Raw genomic sequence first — 15,753 nt, 5'->3', positions numbered from 1 at the left:
TGGATAAGGAAAGTAAAGAAGGGCGCATGGCGGATGCCTTGGCTCTCGGAGGCGATGAAGGACGTGATAAGCTGCGATAAGCTTTGGGGAGGTGCAAATGACCTTTGATCCAGAGATTTCCGAATGGGACAACCCAATATCTTGAAGAGGTATTATCTTACTATGTAAGAGGCTAACGCAGGGAACTGAAACATCTTAGTACCTGCAGGAAAAGAAAATAAACAATGATTCCCCCAGTAGTGGCGAGCGAACGGGGAACAGCCCAAACCATCCATGTTACGGCATGGGTGGGGTTGTAGGACTACGCCGTTGCATGAAGACATCAGAGAAGAACTTTCTGGAAAGAAAGACCATAGAGCATGACAGTTGCGTATTCGAATGTTGTCGAAGCATAGTAGTATCCTGAGTAGCGCGGAGCACGAGGAATTCTGCGTGAATCTGCCGGGACCATCCGGTAAGGCTAAATACTCCCGAGAGACCGATAGCGAACCAGTACCGTGAGGGAAAGGTGAAAAGCACTTCGAACAGAAGAGTGAAATAGTTCCTGAAACCGTGCGCCTACAAGCGGTCGGAGCTCATTAATGAGTGACGGCGTGCCTTTTGCATAATGAACCTACGAGTTGCCTTTGCCGGCAAGGTTAAGTGTGACGACACACGTATCCGAAGCGAAAGCGAGTCTGAACAGGGCGTATAGTCGGCAGTGGCAGACGCGAAACCAAGTGATCTACCCTTGGCCAGGTTGAAGGCTGGGTAACACCAGCTGGAGGACCGCACCAATAAGCGTTGAAAAGCTTCTGGATGAGCTGAGGGTAGGGGTGAAAGGCTAATCAAACTTGGAGATAGCTCGTACTCCCCGAAATGCATTTAGGTGCAGCCTTGCGGGTTACTGATGTGAGGTAGAGCGACTGATAAGATGCGAGGGCTTCACCGCCTATCAAGTCTTGACAAACTCCGAATGCGCATCAGTTCTACCGCAGGAGTGAGGGCATGGGTGCTAAGGTCCGTGCCCGAGAGGAGAAGAATCCGGACCACCTGCTAAGGTCCCGAAATGACAGCTAAGTTAAACTAACGAAGTCTGACTGCTAAGACAGCTAGGATGTTGGCTTGGAAGCAGCCATTCATTTAAAGAGTGCGTAACAGCTCACTAGTCGAGGAGTCGGGCGTGGATAATAATCGGGTATCAAGTTGTCTACCGAAGCAGTGGGATCATTAATATGATCGGTAGGGGAGCATTCCAGTCGGCGTCGAAGGCGTACCGCGAGGTATTCTGGAGCGTCTGGAAAAGCAAATGTAGGTATAAGTAACGATAAAGGGGGCGGGAAACCCCCTCGCCGAAAGACTAAGGTTTCCTGATCAACGCTAATCGGATCAGGGTCAGTCGGGTCCTAAGGCTCAGCCGAACGGCGATGCCGATGGCAGAAACGGTTAATATTCCGTTACTACCTTCAGGAGTGACGTGGAGACGCAGTAGTGACAGTGCCGCCATCTGACGGAATAGATGGTTGAAGGGTGTAGGAGTCGATCATGGCAGGCAAATCCACCATGAGATCCGAACCTGAGAGTATGCCGCGTCCTTCGGGACAAGGCAATAGTGCGCGTAAGCATGCTGCCGAGAAAATCCGCTAAACTTAATCCTGTAGGTACCCGTACCGCAAACGGACACACGTAGTCGGGATGAATATTCTAAGGCGCTTGAGTGATTCACGGTTAAGGAACTAGGCAAACTGACCCTGTAACTTCGGGATAAAGGGTCCCTACCCTTTTATGGGAGGGCGCAGAGAATCGGTCCAGGCAACTGTTTAACAAAAACACAGGGCTGTGCCAAATCGAAAGATCCAGTATACAGCCTGACACCTGCCCGGTGCTGGAAGGTTAAGAGGAGATGTCATCGATAAGAGAAGCGTTGAATTGAAGCCCCAGTAAACGGCGGCCGTAACTATAACGGTCCTAAGGTAGCGAAATTCCTTGTCGGGTAAGTTCCGACCTGCACGAATGGTGTAATGATCTGGACGCTGTCTCAACCGTGAGCTCAGTGAAATTGTAGTATCGGTGAAGATGCCGATTACCCGCGATGGGACGAAAAGACCCCGTGAACCTTTACTATAGCTTATCATTGAATCTGGGCACGTGATGTGTAGGATAGGTCGGAGGCTTTGAAGCAGGTACGCCAGTATTTGTGGAGCCGCTGTTGAAATACGACCCTTTATTTGTTTGGATTCTAACCCGTGGATACGGGGACATTGATTGGTGGGTAGTTTGACTGGGGTGGTCGCCTCCAAAAGCGTAACGGAGGCTTCTAAAGGTGCCCTCCGGCCGATTGGTAACCGGCCTTAGAGTGTAATGGCATAAGGGCGCTTGACTGGGAGACTAACAAGTCGATCAGGTAGGAAACTAGAGCATAGTGATCCGGTGTTTCCGTATGGAAGGGACATCGCTCAAAGGATAAAAGGTACTCCGGGGATAACAGGCTGATCCCTCCCAAGAGCTCATATCGACGGAGTGGTTTGGCACCTCGATGTCGGCTCGTCACATCCTGGGGCTGGAGAAGGTCCCAAGGGTTGGGCTGTTCGCCCATTAAAGTGGCACGCGAGCTGGGTTCAGAACGTCGTGAGACAGTTCGGTCTCTATCTATCGTGGGCGCATGAAATTTGCGTGGCTCTGACACTAGTACGAGAGGACCGTGTTGGACAGACCTCTGGTTTGCCGGTTGTGCCGCCAGGTGCATTGCCGGGTATCTAAGTCTGGATCGGATAAGTGCTGAAAGCATCTAAGTACGAAGCCGGCCACAAGATTAGATTTCTCAGGGTCGTTGTAGACTACGACGTTGATAGGATGCAGGTGTAAAGGTAGAGATACCAAAGCCGAGCATTACTAATTGCCCGTTCACTTTCCTTATATGTCGGATGGTGTATACCTTTGGTTTTTACTACAGAATGAAATTACGATAACAGCTCAACAATATGTCAACCTTATTCAGGTGGCTATAGCACAAGGGTTCCACCTCTTCCCATTCCGAACAGAGAAGTTAAGCCTTGTCACGCCGATGGTACTGCGTCACAGTGGGAGAGTAGGTAGCCGCCGTTTTGATTGAAGCCTCCGGACTTGAAGAAGTTCCGGAGGCTTTTTTTTGTATACGCACGTGTGTGGGGAGTCTAGTAACGGAAATAATCCTATGTTCTGTAACATGAATATGGTATATTTTTCTCTTTTTGCAGTACTTTTAGTGTAAATTCTATCATTAAATTCTTTTTCTATCATTGATTTTTGTACTTTTGGGCTATTCTTTTTGAATTTATTGAAGAAAGAAAGTGTTAAACTCAAAAAAATATCTTCTAAGAATATGGAAAATAAAATTCAGGAGCTTACCGATAAGATTTATCGTGAAGGTGTGGAAAAAGGAAATGAAGAAGCACAGCGACTTATCAGTAGTGCTCACGATGAAGCAGCAAAGATTGTAGAGGATGCCCGTAAGGAAGCTGAGTCTATTCTCGCTGTAGCTCGGAAGTCAGCCAAGGAAACTGCCGAAAATACACAATCAGAAATTAAATTGTTTGCCGGACAAGCAGTAAATGCATTGAAGACCGAAATAGCTACCTTGTTGACCAATGAGGTAGTCAGTGAAAGTGTGAAAGGATTTGTGGCAGATAAGGAGTATCTGAATAAGTTTATAGTTTCATTAGCTGCCCAATGGTCTGCTAACGAATCTATCGTGATCTCTACCGCAGATGCCGAAGGACTTAAGAAATATTTTGCAGCGAACGCAAAAGCTTTGTTGGATAAAGGAGTGAGAATAGAAGAAGTGAACGGAACGAAATCACTTTTTACTATCTCACCAGCTGACGGCTCTTACAAAGTGAACTTCGGTGAAGAGGAATTTGAAAATTATTTCAAGGATTTCCTTCGTCCTCAATTAGTAGAAATGTTGTTTTAAAACGGGACTATGACAAATTATTATTGCCTGGTAGCCGGTTTGCCGGATCTTTCGTTGGAGGATGGCAAACTGAACTATACAGTGGCTAATTTTAAATCGGAAATCTATTCGGAATTATCGGAAAAGGATAGGAAGTTAATCGACTTGTTCTATTTGAAATTCGATAATGCTAACCTGTTGAAACTGTTGAAAGATAAGGAAGCTACGACAGATTTTGAGGGGAATTATTCTCAGAATGAGTTGCTGGCGCTTATCAGTTCGGTGCGTGAAGGCGATGCTCCGGATAAGAGATACCCATCTTATCTTTATGAATTTATTACTGCTTATTTGGCTCTTTCCGCAGAGGAACTCTATCGTGCGGAAGATATGTTATCTGCCTGCTATTATGCGTATGCCATGAACTGCGGTAATCAATTTGTTTCCTCCTGGTTTGAATTTAATTTGAATATCAATAATATACTGGCTGCCTTAGCTGCACGTAAATATAAAATGGACGTATCTCAGGTAGTAGTGGGCAAGACGGATGTGAGTGAGATGATTCGTACATCGAATGCCCGAGATTTCGGTTTGTCCGAGATGCTGGAATATTTTGAGCAGGTACTCCGTATCAGCGAGATTGAAGAATTAGTGGAAAGGGAAAAGAAGATAGATTTGTTGAAATGGAACTGGATGGAAGACGCTGTCTTTTTCAACTATTTTACTGTGGAGCGGATTTTCGTGTTTTTGTTGAAACTGGAAATGATTGGCCGTTGGATTTCTATGGATAAGGAAAAGGGAAGCGAACTGTTCCGTCAGATTATTGATAAATTAAAGGACGAGATACAGATTCCCGCAGAATTCAGATAATAAACAGATTAAAGATATATGGCAACAAAAGGAACTGTTAGTGGCGTAATAGCCAACATGGTTACTCTTACCGTTGACGGACCGGTGGCACAGAATGAGATTTGTTACATTCTGACTGGCGGAGACCGCTTGATGGCAGAGGTTATTAAGGTGGTAGGCAGCAATGTTTATGTGCAGGTGTTTGAAAGTACACGTGGATTGAAAGTTGGTGCTGAAGCCGAATTTACGGGACACATGCTTGAAGTGACTCTAGGTCCGGGTATGTTGTCTAAAAATTATGATGGTCTGCAAAACGACCTTGATAAAATGGATGGAGTGTTCCTGAAACGCGGACAATACACCTATCCATTGGATAAAGAAAGAGTGTGGCATTTTGTACCGTTGGTGAACGTGGGTGATGAAGTTGGTCCATCGGCTTGGTTGGGACAGGTGGATGAGAACTTCCAGCCACTGAAAATTATGGTACCATTTCAGTTGACAGGTACTTATAAAGTGAAATCCATTGTTCCTGAAGGTGATTATACTATTGAGGATACTGTAGTGGTTCTGACGGACAGAGAAGGTAAAGATATTCCGGTAAACATGATTCAGAAGTGGCCGGTAAAGAAGGCTATGACTAATTATAAGGAAAAGCCGCGTCCTTATAAATTATTGGAAACCGGTGTCCGTGTTATTGATACGGTCAACCCCATTGTAGAAGGGGGAACGGGATTTATTCCCGGTCCGTTTGGTACAGGGAAAACAGTGCTTCAGCATGCCATCTCCAAGCAGGCGGAAGCGGATATCGTAATTATCGCTGCTTGTGGTGAACGTGCGAATGAGGTGGTGGAAATCTTTACGGAGTTCCCCGAACTGGTAGATCCGCATACAGGACGTAAGCTGATGGAACGTACTATCATTATTGCCAATACCTCGAACATGCCGGTGGCTGCCCGTGAAGCGTCTGTGTACACGGCTATGACCATTTCTGAGTATTATCGTGCTATGGGATTGAAAGTCTTACTGATGGCAGATTCTACTTCCCGTTGGGCGCAGGCCTTGCGTGAGATGTCCAACCGTATGGAAGAATTGCCTGGTCCGGATGCATTCCCGATGGATATCTCGGCTATTATCTCCAACTTTTACGGACGTGCGGGATATGTACATCTGAATAATGGTGAGACCGGTTCTATTACCTTTATCGGTACTGTATCTCCGGCAGGTGGTAACTTGAAGGAACCTGTAACGGAGAATACTAAAAAGGTGGCCCGTTGCTTTTATGCCTTGGAGCAGGAACGTGCCGACAGGAAGCGTTATCCGGCTGTGAACCCGATTGACTCTTATTCAAAATATCTGGAATATCCGGAATTTGAGGAATATATCGCCAAACGTATTAATGGTGAATGGATTGGTAAGGTGAACGAAATCAAAACAAGATTGTTGCGTGGTAAGGAAATTGCTGAACAGATTAATATTTTGGGTGATGATGGCGTACCTGTAGAATATCATGTAATCTTTTGGAAATCAGAGTTGATTGATTTTGTGATTCTGCAACAGGATGCTTTTGATGAAGTGGATTCAGTGACTCCGATGGAACGTCAGGAGGAGATCTTGAATATGGTAATCGACATCTGTCATACGGAATTCAAGTTTGATACTTTCATTGAGGTGATGGATTATTTCAAAAAGATGATCAACCTTTGCAAACAGATGAACTATGCTAAATATAAATCTGAGCAGTATGAGGATTTTAAGAAGCAGTTACAGGAATTGGTTGCCGAGAGAAGTGTCTGATTTTAATTTTTAATTTTAATTTATAATGAGTAGAGATGGCAACAAAAGCATTTCAAAAGATATATACTAAGATTAGCCAGATTACCAAGGCAACCTGTTCGCTGAAAGCGTCAGGAGTGGGCTATGATGAGTTGGCAATGGTTAATGGGAAATTAGCCCAGGTGGTAAAAATCATGGGTGATGAAGTGACTTTGCAGGTGTTCGAGGGTACGGAAGGTATTCCGACCAATGCTGAGGTCGTATTCTTGGGCAAGTCGCCTACACTGAAAGTGAGCGACCAGTTGGCTGGACGTTTCTTCAACGCTTTTGGTGATCCGATTGATGGGGGACCGGAAATTGAGGGACAGGAAGTGCCTATCGGCGGTCCGTCTGTGAATCCGGTTCGCCGTAAACAGCCGTCGGAACTGATTGCGACCGGTATTGCCGGTATCGATTTGAACAATACGTTGGTATCAGGACAGAAGATTCCTTTTTTTGCTGACCCTGACCAGCCGTTCAATCAAGTGATGGCCAATGTGGCATTGCGTGCCGAAACCGATAAGATTATCTTGGGCGGTATGGGTATGACTAATGACGACTACCTGTATTTTAAGAATGTATTTTCTAATGCCGGTGCGCTCGACCGTATTATCAGTTTCGTGAATACTACGGAAAATCCTCCGGTAGAACGTCTGTTGATTCCGGATATGGCGCTGACGGCTGCTGAATATTTTGCAGTGGAACATAATCAGAAAGTATTGGTGTTGCTGACTGATATGACCAGTTATGCTGATGCGTTAGCTATTGTGTCTAACCGTATGGATCAGATTCCTTCCAAGGACTCTATGCCGGGATCTCTTTATTCGGATTTGGCGAAGATTTATGAAAAAGCGGTACAATTCCCCGCAGGTGGTTCAATCACTATTATTGCGGTAACTACCTTGAGTGGCGGTGATATTACGCACGCTGTTCCTGATAATACGGGTTATATCACTGAAGGTCAGCTGTTCCTGCGTCGCGATAGTGATATCGGTAAGGTTATCGTGGACCCGTTCCGTTCGTTGTCTCGTTTGAAACAGTTGGTGAGTGGTAAGAAAACCCGTAAGGATCATCCTCAGGTGATGAATGCTGCTGTACGTTTGTATGCTGATGCCGCCAATGCCAAGACTAAGATGGAAAATGGTTTTGACTTGACTAATTATGATGAACGTACTTTGGCATTCGCTAAAGATTACGCTAATCAGTTACTCGCCATTGATGTGAATCTGGATACTACTGAAATGCTGGATGTTACATGGGGATTGTTCAGCAAATACTTTAAGCCGGAAGAAGTCAATATAAAGAAAGAATTGGTTGACCAGCATTGGAAAAAACAATAAATTAACGAAGAAACATGGCAATAAAGTTTCAATATAACAAGACCTCGCTACAACAGCTTGAGAAGCAGCTCAAGGTCCGTGTGCGTACGCTTCCTATTATTAAAAATAAGGAAAGCGCTCTCCGCATGGAAGTAAAGAGATGCAAGACAGAAGCTGCCGGGTTGGAGGAAAGGCTTGAAAAACAGATTCAGGCATACGAGGCCATGTTCGCACTTTGGAATGAATTTGATGCTTCATTAATAAAAGTGAGTGATGTTCATTTGGGTATAAAGAAGATTGCCGGTGTACGAGTTCCCTTGTTGGAAAACGTAGACTTTGACATCCGTCCCTACAGTCTGTTCAACAGCCCGAAGTGGTATTCCGATGGAATATATTTGTTGAAAGGATTGGCACAGACTGCTATTGAAAGGGAATTTATGCTTGCCAAACTGAACCTGCTGGAACATGCGCGTAAAAAGACCACTCAAAAAGTGAATCTTTTTGAGAAAGTGCAGATACCCGGATATCAGGATGCTCTGCGAAAGATAAAACGATTTATGGAGGATGAAGAGAATTTGTCCAAATCATCGCAGAAGATTCTGAAATCTATTCAAGAGAAAAGAAAGGAGGCGGAGGCATGATTACAAAAATGAAGAAGTTGACTTTCCTTATTTATCATAAGGACTATGAATGTTTCCTGCAAAATATCCGTGATTTGGGCGTAGTCCACGTGGCGGAAAAAGCGCAGGGGACAGCGGAGAATACCGAACTTCAAGAGAGCATCCGTCTGTCCGACCACTATGCTTCAACTATTAAGTTTTTGCAAGGTTTTAATGTTGAACTGCAAGAACAGAAGGGGGATACAGCCCGTGGAGAGAAAGCGTTGGAGGAAGTGGAGGCGTTACAACTGGAGAAAACACAGTTGCAGCATCAGTTGCAGATTTGCGACAAAGAGCGTGCCGCGTTAGAGGTATGGGGAGATTTCGATCCTGCGTCGGTTATGCGGTTGCAAGAAGTTGGATATCAGGTGAATTTCTATATTTGCTCAGAGAAGAACTTTAACGAGGAATGGTTGGATACGTACTATGCTACGGAGGTTAACCGTATTGGTTCACGCATTTATTTCATTACCATAACCAAAGAAGGAACGTTGCCCGAATTGGAAGTGGAATCGGTCAAATTGCCGGTAATGTCCTTGAGTAGGCTTGCTGCCAGATGTGAAGATTTGGAACAGCAAATGAAGAGTGTGGATGATAAGTTAGCTGCCATAGCAGGAGAAAAACTTCTTTCTTTGCAAGTTGCACAAGCTAATATCCGCTCACAGATAGAATTCTCAAAAGTGGTGCTAAGTACTGAACAAGCTGCGGATGACAAATTGATGTTGTTACAGGGGTGGGCACCGGCTACGCAGATTCCGGAGATTACTAATTTTCTGAATCAACAGGAGGCGTACTTTGAAATTGCTGACCCTACGCCGGAGGACAATGTACCTATTCAGTTGAATAATAAAGGATTCTTCCGTCTGTTTGAACCGATTATGAAACTGTATATGCTTCCTAAGTATAATGAACTGGATTTGACGCCGTTCTTTGCCCCTTTCTTTATGCTCTTTTTCGGGCTGTGTTTGGGCGATTCGGGCTATGGTCTGTTCATGGTATTAGGAGTAACTGTTTATCGTATGTTGGCGAAGAATGTCGGTGCTTCCATGAAGCCCATCTTAACTTTGGTGCAGATTTTGGGTGCTTCTACTTTCTTCTGCGGTATGCTGACAGGTACTTTTTTCGGATTTAATCTGTATGGTAATGATATTCCGTTCTTTAATAAGATGCGTGATTTGTTCTTCTTGGACAATCAATGGATGTTTAATCTTTCATTGATTTTGGGAGCGGTACAGATTATTTTCGGTATGATACTGAAAGCGGCTAATCAGACCATTCAGTTCGGATTGAAATATGCATTGTCAACTATCGGATGGATTATTGTATTGGTAAGTACAGCTTTGGCATTCCTATTGGGAGATACCATGCCGATGGGAGGAACTGTCCATTTGGTAATTCTGGGGCTTGCCGGTGTGCTGATTTTCTTGCTCAACAGTCCAGGAAAGAATATTTTTCTCAATATCGGTTTGGGTTTGTGGGATTCCTACAATATGGCAACCGGTTTGCTGGGGGATATCCTTTCGTATGTGCGTTTGTTTGCTTTAGGTCTGTCGGGTGGTATTCTTGCCAGCGTATTCAATAGTCTGGCGGCTGGAATGAGTCCTGATAATGCAATTGCAGGTCCGATAGTGATGGTATTGATTTTCTTGATAGGTCATTCTATCAACATGTTTATGAATATATTGGGAGCGATGGTTCATCCGATGCGTCTGACTTTCGTGGAGTTTTTTAAGAATTCGGGTTACGAAGGAGGGGGTAAGGAGTACAAGCCTTTCAAGAATTGAAGAATGAGAATAAAGAATTAAAAGCTGTTTAAGCCTTTTCGGCATTGTCATTTTGAATAAATGTTGTATCCTTGTGCAGACAGAAAAGCTAGAAAGGGAGAATCTGAAGCATAGTATGCAGATATTTCGCTAAGTTCTGGATGACATGAAAAGTATTCCTTTTAGGAGAAGTTTGATAAAATAAAGAATTTAAAAATTAAAAATAGAAGAATTATGGAAATGAATTTATTGATTGCTTATGTAGGTATTGCAATTATGGTTGGTTTATCAGGTATCGGTAGTGCGTATGGTGTAACTATCGCAGGTAATGCATCTATCGGTGCATTGAAGAAGAATGATAGTGCATTCGGTAACTTCTTGGTGTTGACTGCACTTCCCGGTACACAGGGACTGTATGGTTTTGCCGGTTATTTCATGTTCCAGAGTATTTTCGGTGTTCTGACTCCGGCTATTACAGGTATTCAAGCTGCTGCCGTGTTGGGTTCCGGTATTGCTTTGGGACTTGTAGCTCTTTTCTCCGCTATCCGTCAGGGGCAGGTTTGTGCTAATGGTATTGCTGCCATTGGCCAAGGACATAATGTATTTGGTAATACATTGATTTTGGCCGTTTTTCCTGAATTGTATGCTATTGTTGCTTTGGCTGCAACCTTCTTGATGGGATCTGCATTGGCTGCGTAATCAGATTAGTTTTTTTATATGGGCGGCTATTTCCTGTTTTTATGGAAATAGCCGCTTTTCTTATTCTAATGTAAGACAGAACCTTAAAAATATTTATTATTGTAGCCGATATCAGTATTTTTTGTGAAGATTGTTAGAGTAAAATAATTGAATGCTAATTCAGAAACTATCTGAATAACATAAAGTTGCAAAAAAACTTTATTATCTCATTGAAAATATGTAACTTTGCGCTCGAATTAAGATTAGTTAATAGATGGCAAAAGAATTGTTAGCCCCTGATTATATATTCGAAGCAAGTTGGGAGGTATGTAATAAAGTAGGGGGAATTTATACGGTGTTGTCCACCAGGGCCAAAACACTGCAGGAAGCATTCAAAGACAAAGTCTTTTTCATAGGACCCGATTTTTGGGCAGGAAAGGAAAATCCTTTGTTCAGTGAAAATGAAAATCTTTGTGCGGCATGGCGTGAACATGCTTTGAAGAAAGACGGATTGAAAGTTCGTGTGGGACGCTGGAATATTCCGGGAGAGCCTATTGTCATATTGGTGGATTTTTATCCTTTTTTCTCTAAAAGAAATGAAATATATGGCCGGATGTGGGAGGATTTCAAAGTTGATTCACTTCATGCTTATGGAGATTACGACGAAGCGTCTATGTTTTCTTATGCAGCCGGAAAAGTGGTTGAAAGCTTTTATCGTTTCAATCTGACCGAAAATGATAAGGTCATTTATCAGGCACATGAATGGATGACAGGTATGGGGGCCCTTTATTTGCAGAAAGCGGTACCCGAAATAGCTACCATTTTTACTACTCACGCTACTTCTATAGGCCGGTCTATCGCCGGAAACAATAAACCCCTTTACGATTACTTATTTGCTTATAATGGCGACCAAATGGCGCGTGAACTCAATATGGAGGCAAAGCATTCTATTGAGAAGCAGACTGCGCATCATGTGGATTGCTTTACTACGGTCAGTGAGATTACCAACAACGAATGCAAGGAGTTGTTGGACAAGCCGGCAGATGTGGTGTTGATGAATGGGTTTGAGGATGACTTTGTTCCGCAAGGTCGTACATTTGCCGCCAAGCGTAAGAAAGCTCGTGCTGCGATGTTGAATTTGGCTAATAAATTGCTTGGCTTGACGATGAGCGATGATACTCTTATTGTGGGTACAAGCGGTCGTTATGAGTTTAAAAATAAAGGTATCAATGTCTATTTGGAGTCCTTGAACCGATTGACCCGTGATAAAAATTTGAAAAAAGAGGTGCTGGCATTTATTAATGTACCAGGTTGGGTAGGGGATCCTCGTGAGGATTTGGTGGAACGTTTGAAAAGCAAAGAGAATTTCACAACTCCGTTGGAGTGTCCGTTTATCACACATTGGTTGCATAATATGAGTCATGATCAGGTACTTGATATGATGAAGTATTTGGGAATGTCCAATTCGGCGGAATCTAAGGTAAAAGTAATATTTGTACCTTGTTATCTGGATGGAAAGGATGGTATCTTGAATTTGGAATATTATGATTTGGTGTTGGGGAATGACTTGAGTGTTTATCCTTCCTATTATGAACCTTGGGGGTATACACCTTTGGAAAGTGTAGCATTCCATGTACCTACTATAACAACTGATCTGGCTGGATTTGGTTTGTGGGTAAACTCGTTGAAGGGTAGATACAGTGAGTTGAAAGATGGTGTGAAAGTTATCCATCGCTCGGATTACAACTATTCTGAAGTGGCGGATGTTATAAAGGACACTATATCGGAATTTTCGGGATTGCCGGAAAATACAATCAAGACAGTGCGTAAAAATGCGGCGGACATTGCTGAAAAGGCATTGTGGAAGCATTTTATCAAATATTATTATGAAGCTTATGATGTGGCATTGCATAATGCACAGAAAAGGCTTGTTATGAATAGCTAATTAATTATTAATAAATAATTTGAGAGACATGAAAATCAAAGTAAGTAATGCGAATACTCCTAATTGGAAGGAAGTTACAGTAAAATCACACATTCCCGAAGAACTGAAGAAGTTGGAGGAAATGGCTCGTAACATCTGGTGGGCATGGAATTACGAAGCAACAGACCTGTTTAGAGATTTAGATCCTGCAACTTGGAAAGAAGTGGGGCAGAATCCCGTTGCTTTATTGGAACGTTTGAGCTATGAAAAGCTGGAGGCATTAACTCAGGATAAGGTGATTGTAAAGCGCATGAATGATGTATATGCTAAATTCAAAGCTTATGTAGATGCTAAGCCGGATAGCAAACGTCCTTCTGTTGCTTATTTCTGTATGGAGTATGGTTTGACACATGTTTTGAAAATCTATTCCGGTGGGCTGGGTATTTTGGCCGGTGACTACTTGAAAGAAGCATCAGACAGTAATGTAGATATGTGTGGTGTTGGCTTCTTGTATCGTTATGGGTATTTTAGCCAAAGCCTTTCAATGGATGGTCAGCAGATTGCTAACTATGAATCACAGAATTTCGGTAGCCTGCCTATTGAACGTGTAATGGATGAAAACGGACAGCCGATGGTAGTTGATGTTCCTTATTTGAACTATTTCGTTCATGCATACGTATGGAAGGTAAATGTAGGACGTGTTCCTTTGTATCTGCTAGATACGGATAATGAAATGAACAGCGAATTTGATCGTCCTATCACTTATCAGTTGTATGGTGGAGATTGGGAGAACCGTTTGAAACAAGAAATCTTGTTAGGTATCGGTGGTGTGTTGCTGCTGAAGAAATTGGGCATTAAGAAAGATGTCTATCATTGTAATGAAGGACACGCTGCTTTGTGTAATGTGCAGCGTTTGTGTGATTATGTAGAAAGCGGGCTGACATTTGACCAGGCTTTGGAAGTAGTTCGTTCTTCTTCTTTATATACGGTTCATACTCCGGTTCCTGCGGGGCATGACTATTTTGATGAAGGCTTGTTTGGAAAATATATGGGTGGTTATCCACAGCGTATGGGGATTTCTTGGCAGGATTTGATGGACTTGGGTCGTATTAATCCGGGTGATGCAGGCGAACGTTTTTGTATGTCTACATTTGCTTGTAACACTTGTCAGGAAGTAAACGGTGTGAGCTGGTTGCATGGCAAGGTTTCTCAGGAGATGTTCTCTGGAATTTGGAAAGGCTATTTCCCTGAAGAAAGTCATGTGGGTTATGTAACTAATGGTGTTCATTTCCCAACGTGGAGTGCTACTGAATGGAAGAAGCTATATGCTAAGCATTTTGCTCCTAATTTCCTGGAAGATCAGTCTAATGAGAAAATTTGGGAAGCTATTTATAATGTAGCCGATGAAGAAATTTGGGAAACCCGTATGGCTTTGAAGTACAAATTGGTTGACCATATTCGTAAGCAGTTCAGTGAAAGCTGGTTGAAGAACCAAGGTGATCCTTCACGTATCGTTTCTCTGATGGAAAAGATTAATCCGAATGCCTTGTTGATTGGGTTTGCCCGTCGTTTTGCTACTTACAAACGTGCGCATCTGCTGTTTACTGATTTGGAACGTTTGTCTAAGATTGTGAACAATCCTGATTATCCGGTACAGTTCTTATTTGCAGGTAAGGCTCATCCACACGATGGTGCAGGTCAGGGGTTGATCAAGAAGATTGTGGAAATTTCCCGTCGTCCGGAATTCTTGGGCAAAATCATCTTCTTGGAAAATTATGATATGCAGTTGGCACGGCGTCTGGTCTCAGGTGTTGATATTTGGATGAATACTCCTACCCGTCCTTTGGAAGCTTCTGGAACATCAGGCGAGAAGGCTTTGATGAATGGTGTTGTTAACTTCTCTGTGCTTGACGGTTGGTGGCTGGAAGGTTACCGTGAAGGAGCAGGATGGGCGTTAACTGAAAAACGTACTTATCAGAATCAAGATCATCAAGATCAATTGGATGCCGCAACTATTTATAGTATTTTGGAAAATGAGATTCTTCCATTGTATTATGCACGTAACCGTAAGGGATATTCTGAGGGTTGGGTGAAGACTATCAAGAATTCTATTGCTCAGGTGGCTCCTCATTATACAATGAAACGTCAGTTAGACGATTATTATGCTAAGTTCTATACTAAAGAAGCAAAACGTTTTAAAGAATTGGTAGCCAATGATTATGCAAAGGCTAAGGAACTGGCTGCTTGGAAAGAAAGAGTTGCAGAACTTTGGGATTCCATTGAAATCGTTTCATGTGAAAAGACGGAAGAGCTGGCTAGCGGTAATATTGAAAGCGGAAAAGAATATATCATTACTTATGTTATAGATGAAAAGGGATTGGATGATGCAGTAGGTATTGAACTGGTTACCACTTTCACGAATGCGGAAGGTAAAGAGCATATCTATTCTGTAGAACCAATGGAAGTAATTAAGAAAGAAGGTAACTTGTATACATTCCAGGTTAAACACAGTTTGTCTAACTCAGGCAGCTTCAAGGTGGCATACCGTATGTTCCCGAAGAATGTTGATTTGCCTCATCGTCAGGACTTCTGCTATGTTCGTTGGTTTAACTAATCATTGAATTAAGATAATATTTCTATTTAAAGAACTGTTTCCTTGGAAAAGAGAGGAAGCAGTTCTTTTTTATTAGTATGTTCGCCCAAAGTTTCATTGATATTATCATTCCAGTTAAGATTGTTATGGAAAGTGCGCATTATTGGGAAGGATAGGACGAGTATAAAAAATACCGATGCCTTTCTAGACATCGGTATTTTACTTTGGGACATTCATTAAATATTACAA

Annotated in this window: 9 protein-coding genes and 2 rRNA genes; all 11 read left to right on the top strand. The window is 42.9% G+C overall.

Features of this window, described 5'->3' with window-relative positions; genetic code table 11:
- Positions 1-6: 6 nt before the first annotated feature.
- Positions 7-2,895: ribosomal RNA gene (locus BVU_RS17925) — 23S ribosomal RNA — on the top strand.
- 78 nt (positions 2,896-2,973) lie between these two features.
- A 5S ribosomal RNA gene (gene rrf / locus BVU_RS17920) occupies positions 2,974-3,084 on the top strand.
- Between the two features lie 256 nt (positions 3,085-3,340).
- Entirely contained in the window at positions 3,341-3,931 is a 591-nt protein-coding gene (locus BVU_RS17915; protein WP_012055764.1) for a V-type ATP synthase subunit E family protein, read from the top strand.
- A 9-nt stretch (positions 3,932-3,940) separates the two neighbouring features.
- On the top strand, positions 3,941-4,777 hold the full coding sequence (locus tag BVU_RS17910) for a DUF2764 domain-containing protein (RefSeq protein WP_005839521.1): 837 nt from the start codon (positions 3,941-3,943) through the stop codon (positions 4,775-4,777).
- A gap of 18 nt (positions 4,778-4,795) precedes the next feature.
- Positions 4,796-6,550: a V-type ATP synthase subunit A gene (locus BVU_RS17905; protein WP_012055763.1), complete on the top strand. Its 1,755-nt coding sequence runs from the start codon at positions 4,796-4,798 to the stop codon at positions 6,548-6,550.
- A 35-nt stretch (positions 6,551-6,585) separates the two neighbouring features.
- Positions 6,586-7,908, top strand: a complete 1,323-nt coding sequence (locus tag BVU_RS17900; RefSeq protein ID WP_005839525.1) for a V-type ATP synthase subunit B — start codon at positions 6,586-6,588, stop codon at positions 7,906-7,908.
- Positions 7,909-7,922: 14 nt separating this feature from the next.
- The gene (locus BVU_RS17895; RefSeq protein ID WP_005839527.1) at positions 7,923-8,528 is read left to right on the top strand and encodes a V-type ATP synthase subunit D; all 606 of its coding nucleotides are present in this window, start codon (positions 7,923-7,925) and stop codon (positions 8,526-8,528) included.
- A complete protein-coding gene (locus BVU_RS17890) occupies positions 8,525-10,330 on the top strand; it encodes a V-type ATP synthase subunit I (protein ID WP_005839529.1) in 1,806 nt (601 codons plus the stop codon). The genes BVU_RS17895 and BVU_RS17890 overlap by 4 nt, the downstream gene beginning before the upstream one ends.
- A 213-nt stretch (positions 10,331-10,543) precedes the next feature.
- A complete protein-coding gene (locus BVU_RS17885; protein ID WP_005839531.1) occupies positions 10,544-11,008 on the top strand; it encodes a V-type ATP synthase subunit K in 465 nt (154 codons plus the stop codon).
- A gap of 253 nt (positions 11,009-11,261) precedes the next feature.
- Positions 11,262-12,932: a glycosyltransferase gene (locus BVU_RS17880; RefSeq protein WP_005839533.1), complete on the top strand. Its 1,671-nt coding sequence runs from the start codon at positions 11,262-11,264 to the stop codon at positions 12,930-12,932.
- Positions 12,933-12,960: 28 nt separating this feature from the next.
- Positions 12,961-15,525, top strand: coding sequence for an alpha-glucan family phosphorylase (glgP, locus tag BVU_RS17875; protein ID WP_005839535.1), 2,565 nt, complete (start codon positions 12,961-12,963; stop codon positions 15,523-15,525).
- The last annotated feature ends 228 nt before the right edge of the window (positions 15,526-15,753 follow it).

The organism is Phocaeicola vulgatus ATCC 8482, assembly GCF_000012825.1.
Classification (GTDB): domain Bacteria; phylum Bacteroidota; class Bacteroidia; order Bacteroidales; family Bacteroidaceae; genus Phocaeicola; species Phocaeicola vulgatus.
Note: the sequence above shows the minus strand (reverse complement) of the source record. Positions and strands in the feature narration are given on the sequence as shown.